This window comes from Nocardia sp. NPDC051756 (assembly GCF_040681495.1).
Lineage (GTDB): Bacteria > Actinomycetota > Actinomycetes > Mycobacteriales > Mycobacteriaceae > Nocardia.
This window is the reverse complement of sequence record NZ_JBFAYV010000018.1, coordinates 11,972-30,940: the sequence shown is the minus strand read 5'-3', so window position 1 is coordinate 30,940 and position 18,969 is coordinate 11,972. Positions and strand designations below refer to the sequence as shown.

15 protein-coding genes are annotated in these 18,969 nt (G+C 69.7%); all 15 read left to right on the top strand.

Annotated elements, in window-relative coordinates; all coding sequences use genetic code 11:
* Positions 1-293: 293 nt before the first annotated feature.
* The 15 genes from mraZ to AB0M22_RS43335 all read left to right on the top strand — a co-directional run bounded on the left by mraZ (position 294) and on the right by AB0M22_RS43335 (position 18,915).
* Positions 294-725, top strand: a complete 432-nt coding sequence (gene mraZ / locus AB0M22_RS43405) for a division/cell wall cluster transcriptional repressor MraZ (RefSeq protein WP_040733463.1) — start codon at positions 294-296, stop codon at positions 723-725.
* A gap of 196 nt (positions 726-921) precedes the next feature.
* Positions 922-1,896 carry a 16S rRNA (cytosine(1402)-N(4))-methyltransferase RsmH gene (gene rsmH, locus AB0M22_RS43400; protein WP_364739305.1) on the top strand — a complete coding sequence of 325 codons (975 nt, stop codon included), beginning with the start codon at positions 922-924 and terminating at the stop codon, positions 1,894-1,896.
* Positions 1,897-1,981: 85 nt separating this feature from the next.
* On the top strand, positions 1,982-2,776 hold the full coding sequence (locus tag AB0M22_RS43395; protein WP_364739303.1) for a hypothetical protein: 795 nt from the start codon (positions 1,982-1,984) through the stop codon (positions 2,774-2,776).
* A gap of 125 nt (positions 2,777-2,901) precedes the next feature.
* On the top strand, positions 2,902-4,665 hold the full coding sequence (locus tag AB0M22_RS43390; protein WP_364739385.1) for a penicillin-binding protein 2: 1,764 nt from the start codon (positions 2,902-2,904) through the stop codon (positions 4,663-4,665).
* A 127-nt stretch (positions 4,666-4,792) separates the two neighbouring features.
* Positions 4,793-6,379, top strand: coding sequence for a UDP-N-acetylmuramoyl-L-alanyl-D-glutamate--2,6-diaminopimelate ligase (locus tag AB0M22_RS43385; protein ID WP_364739301.1), 1,587 nt, complete (start codon positions 4,793-4,795; stop codon positions 6,377-6,379).
* Entirely contained in the window at positions 6,376-7,890 is a 1,515-nt protein-coding gene (murF, locus tag AB0M22_RS43380; RefSeq protein ID WP_364739299.1) for a UDP-N-acetylmuramoyl-tripeptide--D-alanyl-D-alanine ligase, read from the top strand. The genes AB0M22_RS43385 and murF overlap by 4 nt, the downstream gene beginning before the upstream one ends.
* On the top strand, positions 7,887-8,963 hold the full coding sequence (mraY, locus tag AB0M22_RS43375) for a phospho-N-acetylmuramoyl-pentapeptide-transferase (protein ID WP_150406558.1): 1,077 nt from the start codon (positions 7,887-7,889) through the stop codon (positions 8,961-8,963). Before murF ends, mraY begins: the two co-directional genes overlap by 4 nt.
* Before the next feature lie 49 nt (positions 8,964-9,012).
* Positions 9,013-10,449: a UDP-N-acetylmuramoyl-L-alanine--D-glutamate ligase gene (murD, locus tag AB0M22_RS43370; RefSeq protein WP_364739297.1), complete on the top strand. Its 1,437-nt coding sequence runs from the start codon at positions 9,013-9,015 to the stop codon at positions 10,447-10,449.
* On the top strand, positions 10,446-11,891 hold the full coding sequence (gene ftsW, locus AB0M22_RS43365; RefSeq protein ID WP_364739296.1) for a putative lipid II flippase FtsW: 1,446 nt from the start codon (positions 10,446-10,448) through the stop codon (positions 11,889-11,891). Before murD ends, ftsW begins: the two co-directional genes overlap by 4 nt.
* Positions 11,888-13,018: an undecaprenyldiphospho-muramoylpentapeptide beta-N-acetylglucosaminyltransferase gene (gene murG, locus AB0M22_RS43360; RefSeq protein WP_364739295.1), complete on the top strand. Its 1,131-nt coding sequence runs from the start codon at positions 11,888-11,890 to the stop codon at positions 13,016-13,018. The genes ftsW and murG overlap by 4 nt, the downstream gene beginning before the upstream one ends.
* Before the next feature lie 126 nt (positions 13,019-13,144).
* A complete protein-coding gene (gene murC, locus AB0M22_RS43355) occupies positions 13,145-14,584 on the top strand; it encodes a UDP-N-acetylmuramate--L-alanine ligase (protein WP_223885615.1) in 1,440 nt (479 codons plus the stop codon).
* A 4-nt stretch (positions 14,585-14,588) separates the two neighbouring features.
* Complete coding sequence (locus AB0M22_RS43350; RefSeq protein WP_364739293.1) at positions 14,589-15,338, top strand: FtsQ-type POTRA domain-containing protein; 750 nt, start codon at positions 14,589-14,591, stop codon at positions 15,336-15,338.
* 407 nt (positions 15,339-15,745) lie between these two features.
* Positions 15,746-16,978, top strand: coding sequence for a cell division protein FtsZ (gene ftsZ, locus AB0M22_RS43345; RefSeq protein ID WP_364739291.1), 1,233 nt, complete (start codon positions 15,746-15,748; stop codon positions 16,976-16,978).
* 429 nt (positions 16,979-17,407) lie between these two features.
* Positions 17,408-18,133: a peptidoglycan editing factor PgeF gene (gene pgeF / locus AB0M22_RS43340; protein WP_364739289.1), complete on the top strand. Its 726-nt coding sequence runs from the start codon at positions 17,408-17,410 to the stop codon at positions 18,131-18,133.
* Positions 18,133-18,915, top strand: a complete 783-nt coding sequence (locus AB0M22_RS43335) for a YggS family pyridoxal phosphate-dependent enzyme (RefSeq protein WP_364739287.1) — start codon at positions 18,133-18,135, stop codon at positions 18,913-18,915. Before pgeF ends, AB0M22_RS43335 begins: the two co-directional genes overlap by 1 nt.
* Positions 18,916-18,969 lie beyond the last annotated feature (54 nt).

The following is an 18,969-nucleotide window of genomic DNA, read 5'->3' as shown; positions in this document are numbered from 1 at the left end:
TCCTCCACATCGCCCCACAAGATCCCCCACTTCCCCCCATCCGCGGCCGAGCGACGTCGCACCTGGGCGTTTGCTGGGTGTTTCCGGGCCTTTGTCCATGCGGACTGTGCGTGTCGGCAGAACACGCAAAAAGTTCTCCACCATGGTGATAGCTGGGATGACCTGCGGAATCGTCTGGGCCGGGAGCCAGATCACCGGCAGTTTCGATTGAAAGTGGGGGAAAGTGGGGTAATGTGGAGCGCGCACTACAGGAAAGGCCGACCATCGAGGTGATCGACTAGGGAGGTATCGAGTTGTTTCTCGGTACCTACACACCTCGGCTGGACGACAAGGGGCGACTCACGTTGCCTGCGAAATTTCGAGACGATCTGGCGGGAGGGTTGATGGTCACGAAGGGTCAGGACCACAGCCTTGCCGTGTATCCCAAAGAAGAGTTCACCGCGCTCGCCCGGCGAGCCGCGGCGGCATCTCGAAGTAACCCGCAGGCTCGCGCATTCGTCCGGGCTCTAGCGGCTGGTACGGATGAACAACGTCCGGACGCACAGGGCCGGATCGTGTTGTCTGCCGAACATCGGCGCTACGCAAACCTGCAACGGGATTGCGTGGTCACCGGCTCGGTCGACTTCCTCGAAATATGGGACAAGCAGGCGTGGGACTCCTACCTCGCCGAGCACGAGGAGGACTTCTCGCAAGCGAGAGACGAGTCGCTGGGCGGAATCTTCTAGCCCCGAGCGAACGAGTGCCGCGCGGCCTCTGCCCGGACGCGGACCCTGACGTACTTCCCCGACGCCAGGTGCCGAGGTTCGGTCAGAGACCACGGGGCATTCGTCTCCGGCAACGGTTTCTTATGCAAAAGCATTGTGGAACAAGGCGACCCGTGCGCGGTGCGCGACGAAGCGAGGCAGATCCCGGGAGGTCGAGGTGAACCGTGAGCAGGACGGCCCCCGCCATGTTCCTGTTCTGCTCGGGCGAGCCGACGCGCTGCTCGGGCCCGCGCTCACCGAACCCGGCGCCGTCTATCTCGACGCGACCCTCGGTCTAGGCGGACACGCCGAACATTTCCTGCGTACCTATCCCGGTCTCCGGCTCGTCGGTCTCGATCGCGACACCACCGCGCTGAAGCTGGCCACCGAGCGGCTCGCGCCGTTCGCGGATCGAATCACCCTGGTGCACACCCGATACGACGGGATCGCCGAGGCGCTCGCGCAAGCCGGATTGACGGCCAAGGGCTCGGTCTCCGGCATCCTGATGGACCTCGGCGTGTCCTCGATGCAGCTCGACGAGGCCGATCGCGGCTTCGCCTACTCCATCGACGCGCCGCTGGACATGCGGATGGATCCGACCACCGGACCCACCGCCGCCGACGTGCTCAATACCTACAGCCACGGCGACCTGGCCCGGGTGCTGAAAACCTATGGTGAGGAACGCTTCGCGGGCCGGATCGCCTCCGAGGTGCTGCGCCGTCGTCAGCAGAAGCCGTTCACCACCAGCGCCGAGCTGGTGGAACTGCTGTATGCGGCGATACCCGCGGCGACCAGGCGGACCGGCGGGCACCCGGCCAAGCGCACGTTCCAGGCGCTGCGGGTGGAGGTCAACCGCGAGCTCGATTCGCTGCGCGCTGCGCTGCCCGCGGCGCTCGATTCGCTGCGGATCGGCGGCCGGATCGTCGTCATGTCGTATCAGTCACTCGAGGACAAGGTGGTCAAGCAGGAGTTCGCGCCGCGCGCGGCCTCTCGCACCCCCGTCGACCTACCGGTCGAATTGCCCGGCATGGGACCGGAATTCCGGATGCTGACCCGTGGCGCGGAGAAGGCGACCGAGGAGGAGATAGAGGAAAACCCGCGGGCCGCACCGGTAAGGATGCGGGCCGCGGAGCGAATTCAGGAGGTCGGATGAGAGATGAGCTCGTCCGGCGGACCGGGTGCGGGGCCTGGACAAGGGAGGCCGGATGTCCCGCACAGACTCACGAGGGGACGGCAGTATGAGCATACGGACGCGCACCGTCGAGGCACCTGGGCGGATCGCTCGCCGGGTCCACGAATCCGAGCGGGTGAAATCGGGTGCCGCGCAACGGGCCTACGCCCGGCGCCGGACCCGTGCCGAAACCCGTTCGGACACACCTGATCTGCCGCCCCGGCAGGGGTCGGTGATGGCCGCGCGGATTCCGTTCGTCGCGGCGATCATCGCGCTGCTCGGCTGTGGCCTCGCGCTCACGCTGCTGCTGACCACCCGCGCCGCGGAGGACAGCTACCAGCTCGGCGACATCCGGGCGACCAACAAGCGGCTCGCCGACGAGCGAGCGGCGCTGCAACGCGAGGTGGAGTCCGCGGATTCCGCGCCCGACCTGGCCGCCCGCGCCCGCGAACTGGGCATGATCCCGGCCAAGGACCCGGCCCGCATCGTGGTCGCCCCGGACGGCACCGTGACGGTGATCGGCAAGCCGACGCCGGCCGACGGCCCCCCGGTCCCGCCGCTGAACATCTCGCCGACCGCCCCGCCGAACCCGCAGGCAGGCAACGCGCAGGCGCGCGGCGAACGCGTCATGCCGGTGACCACGACACCGGCGCCCCCGCCGGCCCTGCCGCCCGCACCGGGCGCCCAGGTGAACGCGGCCCAGGCCAGCCCGGTTCCGGTCAGCCCGGTCCCGCCGGTGCCCGCCGCCCCGGTCGAGGCCACGCCGCCGCAGGCCGAAACCCCGCACCCGCCTGCGGAACTCGCGCAGGGACAGCCGGAAACCCCACAGCCGCAAGCACTTCCTGACGGAGGCCAGAGGTGACGCAGACCAGGCCCGCGCCGCGCCGGCGACGCGAGCCTGGTCCGAGCAAGTCGGCCCGGCCACGCTCCGCGCCGCCGAAGAAGGACCGGCCCCTACGCAGGCGACTCGGCGCCGGGCGGATCATCATGCTGATCGCGCTCGGTGTCGTTGCGTTGCAGCTGTTGTGGATCCAGACCATCGGTGCGCCGAACCTGTCCGCCCAGGCGGCGACCCAGCGCACCCAGCACGAGCCCGACTACGCGGTGCGCGGTCCGATCACCGACCGCAACGGCAAGTCGCTCGCGTACACCATCGCCGCGAAGCAGCTGAACTTCCAGCCGGTCGTGGTCCGTAAGCAGCTGGCCGACGCGAAAGCCAAGAACGCCAAGGCGCCGGACCCGGACGAGCGGTTGAAGGCGATCGCCAAGACCGTGCACGACAAGCTCGGCAAGGCAGGCCCCGCGGAGGCGGACCTGCTCGCCAAGCTGCGCAGCGACGAGACGTTCGTGTACCTGGCGCGCGGCGTCGACCCGAGGATCGCCGCGGATATCCGCACGCAGTATCCCGAGGTCGGCGCGGATTCCCAGTACCCGAGGGAACATCCCGGTGGCTCGCTGGCCGCCAACATCCTCGGCACCACCGGCTGGGACGGGCACGGCCAGATCGGGCTGGAGTCGTCGCTGGACTCGGTGCTCGCGGGCACCGACGGTTCGCACACGTTCGACCGCGGCTCGGACGGCGCGGTCATTCCCGGCAGCTCGCGCGACAAGCAGGACGCGGTCAACGGCCACGGCGTCGAACTGACCGTGGATTCGGACTTGCAGTACTACGTGCAGCAGCAGGTGCAGCAGGCCAAGGAGATGTCCGGCGCGAACTCGGCGTCCGCCGTCGTGCTCGACGCCAAGACCGGACAGGTCCTGTCCATGGCCAACGACAACACCTTCAATCCGCAACTGGGCCCGCAGACCTGGGCGAGCGCCGAGATGAGCAACCCGTCGGTGTCGAACGTGTTCGAGCCGGGATCGGTGAACAAGATCATCACCGCGGCCGCCGCGATCGAGTACGGGTTGACCAATCCCGATGAGGTGCTTCAGGTTCCGGGCAAGATCCGGATGGCGGGCGTGACCGTCAACGACGCGTGGGTGCACGATGTGGCGCCCTACACCACCACCGGCATCTTCGGTAAGTCCTCGAACGTGGGGACCCTGATGCTCGCCCAGCGGGTCGGTGAGGATCGCTTCGCCGACATGGTGAACCGCTTCGGCCTCGGCCAGCGCACCGGCGTCGGCCTGCCCGGTGAGAGCGGCGGCGTGGTGCCTGCCCGGGATCAGTGGTCGGGCGGCACCTTCGCCAACCTGCCGATCGGCCAGGGTCTTTCGATGACCACGTTGCAGATGACGGCCATGTATCAGGCGATCGCCAACGACGGCGTGCGCATCCCGCCGCGGATCATCAAGGCCAAGATCGCGCCGGACGGCGCCCGCACCGACGAGGTGCAGCCCGACGGTGTGCGCGTGGTGAGCCCGCAGACCGCCGCGACGTTGCGCACCATGTTCCAGTCGGTGACCCAGCGTGATCCGATGAACGCCAACCAGAACGGCACCGGCGGGCCCGCCGCGATCGACGGCTACCAGATCGCGGGCAAGACCGGCACCGCGCAGAAGGTCGACCCCAACTGTCAGTGCTACTCGACCTCGTCGTTCTACATCACCTTCGCCGGCATCGCGCCCGCCGACAACCCGCGCTACGTCATCGGCCTGATGCTGGACAACCCCATCCGCAGCGCCGACGGCAGCGGCGGTCAGTCGGCCGCACCGCTGTTCCACAACATCGCCTCCTGGGCGTTGCAGCGCGACCGCATTCCGCCGTCGCCGGAACCGTCCAAACGATTCGTGCTCCAGGCCGACTGAATCCGTGCGGTGTGGGACATACCGCGCGTGCGGTGCGAGGTGTTCGGTAGGTGCGTTGCTGGCCCGTGACCGGCCGTCGGTAACCTGACTCGTCGTCCCAGTCCCGCCCGTATCAGAGAGGAGCAATGTGCCTGCGCAGCCCAGCCAGCACGCGCTCCGGCCTGCCGAACCGCCGGCCACCGCGCTGACCACCGTGCTGGCCTCGACCGGCGCCGAGGCGATCGGTCCCGCCCTCGCGCAGATCCAGGTCACCGGCATCGAGCAGCGGTCGCAGGCCGTGCGACCCGGTGATCTGTTCACCGCCTTACCCGGCGCGCAGGCGCACGGCGCGCGGTTCGCCCGCGACGCGGTCGAACGCGGCGCGGTCGCGGTGTTCACCGACGCGGCGGGTGCGGAGCTGGCCGGCGAGCTGAATGTGCCGGTGCTGGTGCGGGAGAATCCGCGCGCGGTGCTCGGGGAGTTGTCCGCCCTGATCTACGGCCATCCGTGTGAGCGGCTGCGCATCGTCGGCATCACCGGCACCTCGGGCAAGACCACGACCTCCTACCTGGTGGAGGCCGGTCTGGCCGCCGCGGGGCTGTCGACCGCGCTGATCGGCACGATCGAGACCCGGATCGGTGGCCGTCGCGTTCCGAGTGCCTTGACCACGCCGGAGGCGCCGCAGCTGCACGCGATGTTCGCGCTGATGGTCGAGCAGGGCGTGGACGCGGTGGTGATGGAGGTGTCCAGCCACGCGCTGGCGCTCGGCCGGGTGGACGGGGTCCGCTTCGCGGTGGGCGCGTTCACCAACCTGTCGCAGGACCACCTGGACTTCCACGCCGACTTCGAGGACTACTTCGCCGCCAAGCGCAGGCTGTTCGAGCCGACCTCGCCGATCGCCGCGCGGACCGCGGTGATCTGCGTCGACGACGAGTGGGGCGTGCGCCTCGCGGCCGGCCTCGACGCCCCGATCACGGTGTCCACCACCGGAACCGGCGATTGGGCCCTGGACGGCGAGATCACCGCGCACGGCGGCGAGCAGGAATTCACCGCGACCGGACCCGAGGGCAATATCGCTGTGCGACTGCGTCTTCCGGGGCGCTACAACGTGGCCAACGGGCTGCTCGCGGTCGCTGTGTGCGCCGCCGCCGGGGTCGAGGCGTCGGTCGCCGCGCCCGCGCTGGCCACCGTCGACGTGCCCGGCCGGATGCAGCGGGTGGAGCGCGGGCAGAACTTCCTCGCGATCGTCGACTACGCGCACAAGCCGGCCGCGCTGGAATCGGTGATCGCCACGCTGCGTGGACATCTCGCGGCGGACGCGCCGCAATCGCCCGGACGGCTCGCCGTGGTGGTCGGGGCCGGTGGCGACCGGGACGCGGGTAAACGCCCGCTGATGGGCGCGGTGGCGGCCCGCGGCGCCGACCTGGTGATCATCACCGACGACAATCCGCGCAGCGAGGACCCGGCCGACATCCGGGCCGCGCTGCGCGCCGGTGCGCTGGCCGAGGCCGAACGCGGCGAGGTGCGCGAACTCGGCGACCGCGCCGAAGCCATTGCGGCGGCGGTGAATTGGGCTCAGCCCGGCGACGTGGTACTGGTTGCGGGCAAGGGGCACGAGGCCGGGCAGGAGATCCGGGGTGTGAAGCACCCCTTCGACGACCGCGACGTGCTCGCGGCGGCACTGGACAAGCGAAGTCCGCACCATGCGGACGCGGAGGACTTGACGGTTTCATGATCGAGATGACACTGCGGGAGATCGCGGACGTCGTCGGCGGCACGCTGCACGACGTCCCCGACCCGGAGGTGCGGGTCACCGGTTCGGTCGAATTCGATTCGCGCCGAATCGGTTCCGGCGATCTGTTCCTGGCCCTGCCGGGCACCAGGGCGGACGGGCACGACTGGGCCGCGACGGCGGTCGCGGCCGGTGCGGTCGCGGTGCTTGCGGCCCGCCCGGTGGGCGTGCCTGCCATCGTCGTCGCGCCGAGCCCGGGTTCGGTGCCGTCGAGTTCGGTTGCGCTGGCCGGTGATTCGGACGGATCCGGGGCCGCGGTGCTGGCCGCGCTCGCCGACCTGGCCCGCGCCAGCGTGCAACGGCTCACGGAGGCAGGCACACTCACCGTGATCGGGGTGACCGGCTCGTCCGGCAAGACCTCGACCAAGGACCTGCTCGCGGCCGTGCTCGCCCCGCTCGGCGCCGTGGTCGCGCCGCCGGGCTCGTTCAACAGCGAACTCGGCCACCCGTGGACCGCGTTGCGCGCCAACGCCGATACCCGCTTCCTGGTGCTGGAGATGTCCGCCCGCGGCCCCGGCCATATCGCCGCGGCCGCCGAGGTGACCCCGCCGAGCATCGGCGTCGTGCTCAATGTCGGCACCGCGCACCTCGGCGAGTTCGGCAGCCGCGAGGCCATCGCCAAGACCAAAGGCGAACTGGTGCAGGCCCTTCCGCCGTCCGGGCTGGCCGTGCTCAACGCCGACGACCAGCAGGTCGCCGCGATGGCGGCGCGCACCACCGCCCGGGTGGTGACCGTCGGCAGCTCCGACGGCGCCGACCTGCGGGCCACCGACATCCGGCTCGACGACGCGGCGCGCGCGGGCTTCACGCTGCATACGCCGGTGGGCAGCATCGCGATTCAGCTGGCGGTGCACGGCGAACACCAGGTCGGCAACGCGCTGTCCGCGGCGGCGGTCGCCCTCGAATGCGGCGCCGACCTCGACGCCATCGCGCGGTCGCTGTCCGGCGCGCGCGCCGCGTCCGCCCGCCGGATGGACGTGCAGACCACCCCGGCCGGGGTGACCGTGGTCAACGACTCCTACAACGCCAACCCGGACTCGGTCCGCGCCGCGCTCAAAGCCCTGGTCACCATGTCGCGCGCGGGCGAAACACCGCGTCGCAGCTGGGCGGTGCTCGGCGAAATGGGTGAGCTCGGGGAAGAATCCGTGATCGAACACGACCGGATCGGTCGGCTCGCGGTGCGGCTGGACGTGCACCGGCTGATCGTGGTCGGCACCGGAAGGCCGTCCCGGGCGATGCATCAGGGAGCGGTGATGGAAGGCTCATGGGGCGAGGAGTCGATCCTCGTGCCCGACATCGGCGCGGCCATCGCGTTGCTCGACGACGAAGTCGAGGCGGGTGATGTGGTGCTGGTCAAGGCGTCGAAGTCGGTGGGCCTCTGGGAGGTCGCCGAACACTTGATCAAATCGGAGCCATCCAGCGGACGTACGGGAAGCACGGAGGCAGTTGAGTGAGACAGATTCTATTCGCGGCCGCGATAGCGCTGGCCGTATCGATTCTGCTGACCCCGCTGCTGATCAAGATGTTCGCCAAGCAGGGCTTCGGCCAGGAGATCCGGGTGGACGGCCCGGCCAGTCACCAGGCCAAGCGCGGCACCCCCACCATGGGCGGCGTCGCCATCATCATCGGCATGTGGGCCGGTTACCTGGGCTCGCACCTGATCGGCATCGGCTACCGCGCGGACGGCCCGTCGGCCTCCGGCCTGCTGGTGCTCGGCCTGGCTACCGCGCTCGGCGGCGTCGGCTTCGTCGACGACTTCATCAAGATCCGCAAGCAGCGCAATCTCGGCCTGACCGCCGCGGGCAAATACCTCGGACAGCTGACCGCCGCAGTCGTTTTCGGCGTGCTGGCGTTGCAGTTCCGCGGCGCGAGCGGGCTGACCCCGGCCAGCAGGCACCTGTCCTACGTGCGCGACATCAGCACGGTGACCATGGGTGTCGTCGTGTTCCTGGTCTTCGTCTGCCTGGTCGTGGTCGCCTGGTCCAACGCGGTGAACCTCACCGACGGCCTGGACGGGCTCGCGGCCGGCTCGATGAGCCTGGTGCTCGGCGGCTACGTGGTCATCACCTTCTGGCAGTACTACCACGCCTGCGAGATCAAGGCCGAGGTCGGCTGCTACAACGTGCGCGACCCGCTGGACCTGGCGCTGGTCTGCGCCGCGGGCGCCGCGGCATGCGTCGGCTTCCTGTGGTGGAATGCCGCGCCCGCCAAGATCTTCATGGGTGACACCGGCTCGCTGGCGCTCGGCGGCATGCTGGCCGGGTTGTCCATCACCACACGGACCGAGCTGCTGATGATCGTCATCGGCGCGCTGTTCGTCGCCGAAACCCTGTCGGTGGTGTTGCAGGTGGCGGTGTACCGCACCACGCGCAACCGGCTGTTCAAGATGGCGCCGTTCCATCATCACTTCGAACTCAGCAAGTGGGCCGAGACTACGGTGATCATCAGGTTCTGGCTATTGGCCGCGATGGCTTCCGCCGTCGGGCTCGGCTTGTTCTACAGCGAATATCTCTCTGCGGTCGGGTGAACTAGCGATGGTCGAACATTCTCCTCGGGCCCTGCGATCACCAGGGCCCATGCTCGAATTCCTGCGTGGCCGTGACGTTCTCGTCGCGGGCTGGGGCATATCGGGGCGCTCGCTGATCGAGCCGCTGCGCGATATCGGCGCGCGCCCGGTGGTCACCGACGGCGGCGCCGCGGCGCTGGCCGAGGCGGCCTCGCTCGGCCTGGACATCGCCACCTGCGTGGAACTGGAAACCACGGACTGGAGCCGGTTCGCGCTGGTGATCACCAGCCCGGGCTGGCGGCCGGACTCGCCGGTGCTCGCCGCGGCGGTGGCCGAGGGCACCCCGGTGTGGGGCGACGTCGAATTCGCCTGGTGGGTCGATCAAGCCAGGATCTACGGGCCCGTGCGCAAGTGGCTGGTGATCACCGGCACCAACGGCAAGACCACCACCACCCAGATGACGCACGCCATCCTGCGCGCCGCGGGCATCCCGAGCGTCGCGTGCGGCAACATCGGCCTGCCGATCCTGGACGCGTTGCGGCGCAACCCGGGACCGCAGGTGCTCGCGGTCGAGCTGTCCTCGTTCCAGCTGCACTGGGCGCCGTCGGTGCGCCCGGAGGCGGGCGTGGTGCTCAATGTGGCCGAGGATCACCTGGATTGGCACGGCGGCCTGGACGCGTACGCCGCCGCGAAGGCGCGGGCGCTGGTCGGCCGGGTCGGCGTGGTCGGGCTCGACGATCCGGTGGCGGCCTCGCTGGCCCGCCGCTCGAAAGCCCGTCGCACCGTCGGCTTCCGGATCGGCGTGCCCGCCGACGGTGAGCTCGGCGTGGTGGACGGCAAGCTGCTCGATCGCGCGTTCACCAAGGCCGCGATCCTGGCCGAGGTCGGCGACATCAGCCCGCCCGGGCCGGCCGGCGTCGCCGACGCGCTCGCCGCGGCCGCGCTGACCAGGGCCATCGACGTGGCGCCGCAGTTCATCCGGGAGGGGCTGATCGAGCACAAGGTCGGCCCGCACCGGTCGGCGTTCGTGCGCGAGGTCGGCGGCGTCGACTTCATCGACGACTCCAAGGCGACCAACCCGCATGCCGCGCGCACCGCGATCCTGGCGCACCCGCAGGTGGTCTGGGTGGCCGGCGGTCAGCTCAAGGGCGCGCACATCGAGGACCTGGTCGAAGAGGTCGCCGACCGGCTGGTCGCGGTGGTGCTGATCGGCGCCGACGCACCGGTGTTCGCGGTCGCGTTGGCGCGACACGCGCCTGAGGTCCCGGTCATCGAGCTGATCGCGGGAGACGATGCAGGGATGGGTGACGCGTCGAGAGATAAGGCCGACGCCGTGATGGCGCGCGCCGTACAGGCCGCGGCCGGGTTCGCCAGCCGCGGCGACACCGTACTGCTCGCCCCCGCGGCGGCCTCGTTGGACATGTTCGCCGATTACACGCATCGGGGCCGCAGTTTCGCGGCCGCGGTGCACGCACTGGAAGACGGTGACGTCGGGCGGACGCTATGACGGAAACGACGCGGCGTAAGGAACAGCAACCCCAAGCCGGCGCCAGGTTCGTGGCCTGGCTGGCGCGGCCGCTCGCGTCGTTTCATCTGGTCGTCACCATCGCCACCCTGCTCACCGTGCTCGGCCTGGTGATGGTGCTGTCCGCGTCCAGCGTCGAGGCGTATGCCGATGGGGGATCGGCGTATTCGCTGTTCATCCAGCAGGCGATGTTCGCCGCGATCGGCACCGTGCTGTTCTATCTGGCGCTGCGGATTCCGTTGCGCCGGCTGCGGCAGTGGTCGTTCCCGCTGTTCGTGCTGTCCGTGCTCGGCCTGGTGCTGGTGCTGATCCCCGGCATCGGCTCCAAGGTGCAGGGCGCGCGGCGCTGGATCGACCTCGGCCTGTTCAACGTGCAGCCCTCGGAGATCGTGAAGGTCACCCTGGTGGTCTGGGGCGCGCACCTGCTGGCGTCGCGCCGCTCCGAACACGCCGGGCTGAAAGACATTCTGATGCCGCTGGTTCCGGCGGGCCTGCTGGTGTGTCTGCTGGTCGTGGTGGAGCCGAACCTGTCCACCACCATCGCGCTCGGCATCGTGCTCGCCGCGCTGCTCTGGTTCGGCGGGCTGCCGCTGCGGCTGTTCGTCACGGTCTCGGTGTCCGGCATGATCGCGGCGGCGGTGCTCGCCCTGTCGGCCGGTTATCGATCCGACCGCATGCGCGCGTTCTTCAACCCGGGCGACGACCCGCAGGGCATCGGTTATCAAGCCCGCCAAGCGCTCTACTCGCTCGCCGACGGCGGGATCTGGGGCCGCGGCCTCGGGCAGAGCCGGGCCAAGTGGAGCTACCTGCCCAACTCGCACAACGACTTCATCTTCGCCATCATCGGCGAGGAGCTCGGCTTCCTCGGCTGCGCCCTGGTGCTCGGGCTGTTCGCGCTGTTCGTCTACACCGGAATCCGGATCGCCAGCCGTTCGGTCGATCCGTTCCTGCGGTTGCTGACCGCGACCGCGACGACCTGGATCACCGGGCAGGCGCTGATCAACATCGGTTATGTGGTCGGCCTGCTGCCGGTCACCGGACTCCAGCTGCCGCTGGTGTCGGCGGGCGGTTCGTCGCTGGCCATCACGCTGTTCATGTTCGGCATCATCGCCAACGCGGCCAGGCACGAACCGGAGGCCGTCTCCGCGCTGCATGCCGGGCAAGACGGTAGGTTCAGTAAGTTGCTGCGGCTGCCCAAGCCGGAGGTGTACTCGCCGGCGCGGGCCAGTGCCGCACGGGCCAAATCCGCGCAGCGAAAGGCGCCGCGGCCGGGCAGGCAGGCCTTGCCCGCGCGGCGTCCGCAACCGGAGCCGGGACGGCGCCGCTCGCCGGAGAGCCGCGGCACCAGCTCGCTGCGCGCCACCAGAGCGTGGGAGCCCAGCTACCCGGTCAACCACACAAGAGAACGAGGAAAATCTAGGTGATCTCGGTAATCGTCGCAGGCGGCGGCACGGCGGGCCATATCGAACCCGCCCTCGCGGTGGCGGACGCGCTGCGGCGGCTCGACGATTCGATCCGGGTGACGGCGCTGGGTACCGAACGCGGATTGGAGACCCGGCTGGTTCCCGAGCGCGGCTATCCGCTCGAACTCATCCCGCCGGTTCCGTTGCCGCGCAAGCCCACCGCGGACCTGCTGCGACTGCCCGGCCGGGTCCGGGCCTCGGTGGCGCGGACCAGAGCGGTGATCGACGCGGTCGAGGCGGACGTGATCGTCGGCTTCGGCGGATACGTCGCGCTGCCCGCCTACCTCGCCGCGGGCCAGGGGCTGCTGCGGGGCCGGCGCAAGGTGCCGGTGGTGGTGCACGAGGCGAACGCCAAGGCCGGGATCGCGAACAAGGTCGGTGCCCGCCGGGCCGCGCGCGTGCTTGCCGCGGTACCGGATTCGGGCCTGGCCGGGGCGCAGGTCGTCGGTATTCCGGTGCGCGCCTCGATCACCACGCTGGACCGGGCCGCGCTGCGCGCCGAGGCGCGCGCGCACTTCGGGCTGCCCGCCGAGGGACCGGTGCTGCTGGTGTTCGGCGGCTCGCAGGGGGCGCGGAGCCTGAACGAGGCGGTCTCCGGCGCCGCGACCCAACTCGCCGCGGCAGGCATCTCGGTGCTGCACGCGCACGGACCTAAGAACACCCTCGAAGTAAGCGCGGGAGCGGAGCCTGCGGAGCGACCCGTAACCGGGAGTGGCGCGAGCGCACCGTATGTCGCGGTGCCGTATCTTTCCCGGATGGATCTCGCCTACGCCGCCGCCGACGCGGTGGTCTGCCGCTCGGGGGCGATGACCGTCGCCGAGGTGTCGGCGGTCGGCCTGGCCGCCTTCTATGTGCCGCTGGCGCACGGCAACGGCGAACAAGAACTCAATGCCAGGCCCGTCGTCCGACAGGGCGGCGGCAGGATTGTCCCGGATTCGGAGCTGACGCCGAAATACGTGATCGATGAGGTGATTCCGCTGCTCATGGACTCCGCACGGCTGATCGAGATGGGCCGCGCCGCGGCCGGCGCCGGGCACCGCGACGCCGCCGACGCGGTGGCTCGGATCGTGCTGGAGGTGGCACAGTGAGGGAGCGTCAGCGAGCGAACCAAAGACACAGCCTGCCTCAGGCAGGACGGAACCGAGCGTCAGCGAGGTGCAGTCGTGGCTGACGAGGATCTCTCCGCTCTGCCGGAGTCGCTGGCGCGGGTGCACATGGTCGGCATCGGCGGGGCCGGGATGTCCGGCATCGCCCGGATCCTGCTGTCCCGCGGCGGCGCGGTGTCGGGCTCGGACGCCAAGGAGAGCCGCGGGGTGCTCGCGCTGCGGGCCCGCGGCGCGCAGGTGCGCATCGGCCACGACGCCAGCGCGCTCGACCTGCTGCCCGGCGGCCCGACCGTGGTGGTCACCACCTACGCGGCCATCCCGAAGACCAATCCCGAACTGGTGGAAGCGAAACGGCGCGACATCCCGGTGCTGCTGCGCCCGGCCGTGCTCGCCTCGCTGATGCAGGGGCACCGCACGCTGCTGGTGTCGGGCACGCACGGCAAGACCTCCACCACCTCGATGCTGATCGTGTCGTTGCAGCACTGCGGCTTCGACCCGTCCTTCGCGGTCGGCGGCGAGCTGAACGAGGCCGGCACCAACGCGCACCACGGCACCGGGGACATCTTCGTCGCCGAGGCCGACGAGAGCGACGGGTCGCTGCTGCAATACGACCCGGACGTCGCGGTGGTCACCAACATCGAGTCCGATCACCTGGACTACTTCGGCACCGACGAGGCCTACGTCCAGGTCTTCGACGACTTCGCCGACCGGCTCGCCGACGGCGGCCTGCTGGTGGTCTGCCTGGACGACCCCGGTTCCCGCGCGCTCGCCGAGCGGGTCGGGGAGAAGCTGGCCGCCAAGAACATTCGCGTGCTGGGTTACGGCTCCGGTGAACTCGCCGACGCGCCGGTACCGGTCGGCGTGCGGCTGCACAGCTGGGAGCCGCGCGACGTCGGCGGCATCGCCCAGTTCCAGCTCGACGACGAGGCCACGCCGCGCACCCTGCGGCTGTCCGTGCCCGGCCGGCACATGGCGTTGAACGCGCTGGCCGCGCTGCTCGCCGCCCGGGCGACCGGGGCCGACGTGGACGAGATCATCCAGGGCCTGGAGGGTTTCGGCGGCGTGCACCGCCGGTTCCAGTTCGCCGGCCGGGAGAACGGCGTGCGCGTCTTCGACGACTACGCCCACCATCCGACCGAGGTGCGCGCCGTGCTCGGCGCCGCCGCCGAGCTGGTCCAGCAGGAGGCCCGCGACGGCGCGCGCTCGCGCCAGGGCCGGGTGATCGTGGTCTTCCAACCGCACCTCTACAGCCGCACCGCGACGTTTGCGCAGGATTTCGGCGCCGCACTGAGCCTGGCCGACGAGGTGGTTGTGCTCGACGTGTACGGCGCGCGGGAGAAGCCGCTGCCCGGCGTGAACGGCGCGCTGGTCGCGCAGTCGGTCACCAAACCCGTGCACTACCAGCCGGATATGTCGCGGGTCGGCCGTCAGGTCGCCAAGCTCGCGCTGCCCGGCGATGTGGTGATCACCATGGGCGCCGGCGACGTGACGATGCTCGGCAGCCAGATCCTCGACGGTTTACGGGCGCGTCCACAGTACGGGCGGTGAGGCCGTGACCGAGCGATCGAGGCGCGGTGTCGGGTCGGTGCGCGAGAAGGGCGTCGGCGCGGCGCGTTCGGCCGGTGCACGGCTGAGCCCGAACGGGTGGCGGCGGGTCCGGCTGTGGGGATTGCTGGGCGTGTGCGTGCTCGTCGTCGTCGGCGGCGTGGCGTTGTTCACGCCGGTGCTGTCGGTGCGCACCGTCGACATCGACGGCGTGGTCGCGGTGCCCGAACAGCAGGTGCGCGACCTCCTCGAAATCCCTTCCGGCCGGTCGATGTTGCGCATCGACACCACCGCGATCGCCCGGCGGGTCGCGAGTATTCCGAAGGTGCGCACGGCCCGGGTGCAGCGGGTCTTCCCGTCGACCGTGCGGGTGACCGTGGTCGAACGAGTTCCGGTGCTGTTCTTCGACAGTCCGCAGGGTGCGCACCTGCTGGACGCGGAGAGCGTGGAATTCGCGATCGAGGACGCGCCGATCGGCGTGCCCAAGTTGATCACCGATCGCCCGGCCAGTGACGCGCCGGTGACCAGGGCCGCAGTCGGCGTGCTCGCCGCGCTGCCGCCCGCGCTGGCCGTTCAGGTGGACGAGGTTGCGGCACGGTCAATTTCGGATATTTCGCTGAATCTCAAGGACGGGCGCACGGTACTGTGGGGCGGCATGAACGACGCCGCACGCAAGTCGGCGGTCGTGCTCCCGCTGCTGACCCGCCCAGGAACGGTGTTCGATGTGTCGAGTCCCAACCTGGTCACGGTAAAGTGAGCGATACCCATTGCGCCCGCGTCGAATTGCAGTGTTCGACGGGTGGCGTTCGCCGACCTGGAAAGGTCGCGCGAGCTGCCGCTTCCGGGCCTGACGCTCATGGCACCGGCCCTCGCGCCGGGAACCGAGCGCCGAGGGGCAACCGTTCACCATACGTCGTGTGGCGCTGCGAGACGAGAGGGATCACACAAGATTCTGTCTCTTGTTTCGGCGCGCCTGCGCGCGTATTGCGGCGGCGACGAATAGCGTTCCGCAGCAGTCGGATACTTGACATAACGCTAACCCTATGGTTGAGGTTTAGGGTTTGCCCGAGCGGCGGTTCGCTGAGTGAAGCCGCTCAGGCGAATACGGCGGAGTGTCTCGAATCCGAAAACGACAGGCTTTAGATCGAAGGAAGGCGAGAGCCCATGACGCCCCCGCACAACTACCTTGCCGTGATCAAGGTCGTCGGTATCGGCGGCGGCGGTGTGAATGCCGTCAACCGGATGATCGAACAGGGCCTCAAAGGTGTCGAGTTCATCGCGGTCAACACCGACGCGCAGGCCCTGCTGATGAGCGATGCCGACGTCAAGCTCGACGTCGGCCGTGAACTCACCCGTGGTCTCGGCGCCGGCGCCGACCCCGAGGTCGGCCGGCGTGCCGCCGAGGACCACAAGGACGAGATCGAAGAGGTGCTCAAGGGCGCCGACATGGTCTTCGTCACCGCGGGCGAGGGCGGTGGCACCGGTACCGGTGGCGCCCCGGTCGTCGCCCAGATCGCGCGCAAGCTCGGCGCGCTGACCATCGGCGTCGTCACCCGTCCGTTCTCCTTCGAGGGCAAGCGGCGCGGCGGCCAGGCCGAGACCGGCATCGGTCAGCTGCGCGAGTCCTGCGACACCCTCATCGTGATCCCGAACGACCGGCTGTTGCAGCTCGGCGACGCGGCGGTCAGCCTGATGGACGCGTTCCGCTCGGCGGACGAGGTGCTGCTCAACGGTGTCCAGGGCATCACCGACCTGATCACCACCCCGGGTCTGATCAACGTCGACTTCGCCGACGTCAAGAGCGTGATGTCCGGCGCGGGCAGCGCGCTGATGGGCATCGGCTCGGCGCGCGGCGAGGGCCGTTCGGTGAAAGCGGCCGAGTCGGCGATCAATTCGCCGCTGCTGGAGGCGTCCATGGACGGCGCGCACGGCGTGCTGCTGTCCATCGCGGGCGGCTCCGACCTCGGCCTATTCGAGATCAACGAGGCCGCCTCGCTGGTCCAGGAGGCCGCGCACATCGAGGCCAACATCATCTTCGGCACGGTGATCGACGACTCGCTCGGCGACGAAGTGCGAGTCACCGTGATCGCCGCGGGTTTTGACGGGGGAGGTCCCGCCCGGCGGACCTTCGAGAACCCGAGCCGGAGCACCATCGGATCGGCCCGAGCTGGCGAGATCGGCCAGAGTCGCCCCGCCGAGGTGGCGGCCCGCAGCACCGACATCGCGGCCGCGACCGCGAGCTCGACCTCCTCGACCCGCGGCGCCGTCCCGAGCTACCGGGACAGCGAGAAGGCCCGGATGGCCGACCCGACCGTCGCGAACAACGCACGGACCCACATCGAACCGCCCGACGACGATGACGACGACGTCGATGTGCCGTCGTTCATGCGACGGTGACGCCCAGACCGCACCCACCACAAGCTGACCCACGAAGGCCCTGATCCCACCGGGATCGGGGCCTTCGCGGCACCTCGACACGTGCGCTCCTCCCCAAATCCGCACTCTCTCTCGGGATGCGCACTCGAAATTGCCCCCTAAAGCCAGTGCGGATCCCGAGAGAGAGTGCAGGTTTGGGGATTGCGGGGGGCGCGGCTGCTCATCGGCGTGGCGATGCTTGCGGGTGTGGTGGGTTGCTGTGGGTGCGGGAGAGGAGGGGCGCACCCTTTCGCGCCTGCTGCACACCGTCGATGCGTCCGGGTGTGGGGCTGACGCAAAGGAGTGCACTTGCGAGGAAACACCCTCGCCGTTGGCGGGAGCTGGTGTGGAGGCAAAGTTGTGGAACGTCTGTGGGATTGGTGGGGTGGGGTGGTTGGTTAGGCTCGGGGGATGACTTCTGTCCCTACGCTGACCGTTCGACGAGTGACGACGACCAGAGCGGGCGGGTTCTCGGCGCCGCCGTACGAGTCGTTCAATCTGGGCGATCATGTTGGCGACGATCCGGCGGCGGTGCGGCGTAATCGGGATCGGCTGGCCGAGGGGATTGGGCTTACGCCGGATCGGTTGGTGTGGATGGAGCAGATCCACGGACGCAACGTCGAGATCATCGACGGCCCGCGGGACGAGCCGGTGCCGGCCACCGATGCCCTCGTGACCAAGGTTCCCGGCCTGGCGTTGGTAGTGCTGACCGCCGACTGCGTGCCGGTCCTGTTGTCCGACGACGAGGCGGGTGTTATCGCCGCCGTGCACGCGGGGCGGATCGGCGCTCGGATCGGGATCGTGCCCAAGGTGCTCGAGGCGATGGTGTCGATCGGCGCGCGCATCGACCGCATCGGTGCGTTCCTCGGTCCGGCCGCCTCGGGACGGCAATACGAGGTGCCTGCCGCGATGCGCGCCGACGTCGACAAGCACCTGCCGGGCAGCGCGTCGACCACCGTGCGCAAGACGCCCTCGCTCGACCTGCGCGCCGGCATCGCCAGGCAGCTCATCGAAGCCGGAATCAACGGCGTCGCCATCGATCCGCGCTGCACCATCGAAGACCGCACCCTGTTCAGCCACCGCCGCGGCGCGCCGACCGGACGGCTCGGCAGCGTGATCTGGTCGGAGGTGCGCTGATGGGTGGCTCGGAAGCCGTTGCGGCGCAGGTCGACGCGCGCACCGCGGAGTTGGCCACCAACCTGGCCGCGCTGCTCCAGCGGGTCGACGCGGCCTGTCTCGCGGCGCGGCGCGCCCCGGACTCGGTGCGGCTGCTCCCGGTGACGAAATTCTTCCCGGCCGGCGACGTGGCGATCCTGTATCGCCTCGGCCGGCGCGAGTTCGGCGAATCGCGCGAGCAGGAGGCCACGGCAAAGGTGGCAGAACTGCCAACTTTGGTCGCGCCGGAGGCCGAAGGTGACGAAGGACTCCCGGATGTGCAGTGGCACATGATCGGTCGCCTGCAACGCAACAAGGCACGGGTCGTCGCGCGCTGGGCACACGCCGTGCACTCGGTCGACAGCGAACGCCTGGCAACGGCCCTTGACTCGGGTGCGCAGACCGCGCTGGACGCGGGGGAGCGCACCGACCCGGTGCGCGTCCTGTTGCAGGTGAGCCTGGATGACGACCCCTCCCGCGGCGGTGTCGCGCCGGACGAATTAGCCCGTCTCGCAGAACAAGTTGCCGGGTCCAAGGCATTACGACTGTCCGGTCTGATGGCCATTCCGCCATTGGGGGCTGAGTCTGATGCGGCATTTGCGCGACTTGCGACTTTGCACACCATGCTGCTCGCCGAGCATCCCGGTGCGACAGAACTTTCCGCAGGAATGTCGGGCGATCTGGAATCTGCCATCGAACACGGCTCCACCTGTGTGCGTGTCGGTACCGCCTTGATGGGCGCTCGACCGATAACCTCGGCGTAGCAAAGAAACCTCATCAGTCACATTCGACACATATGCTTGAGGCAGACGAGGGCT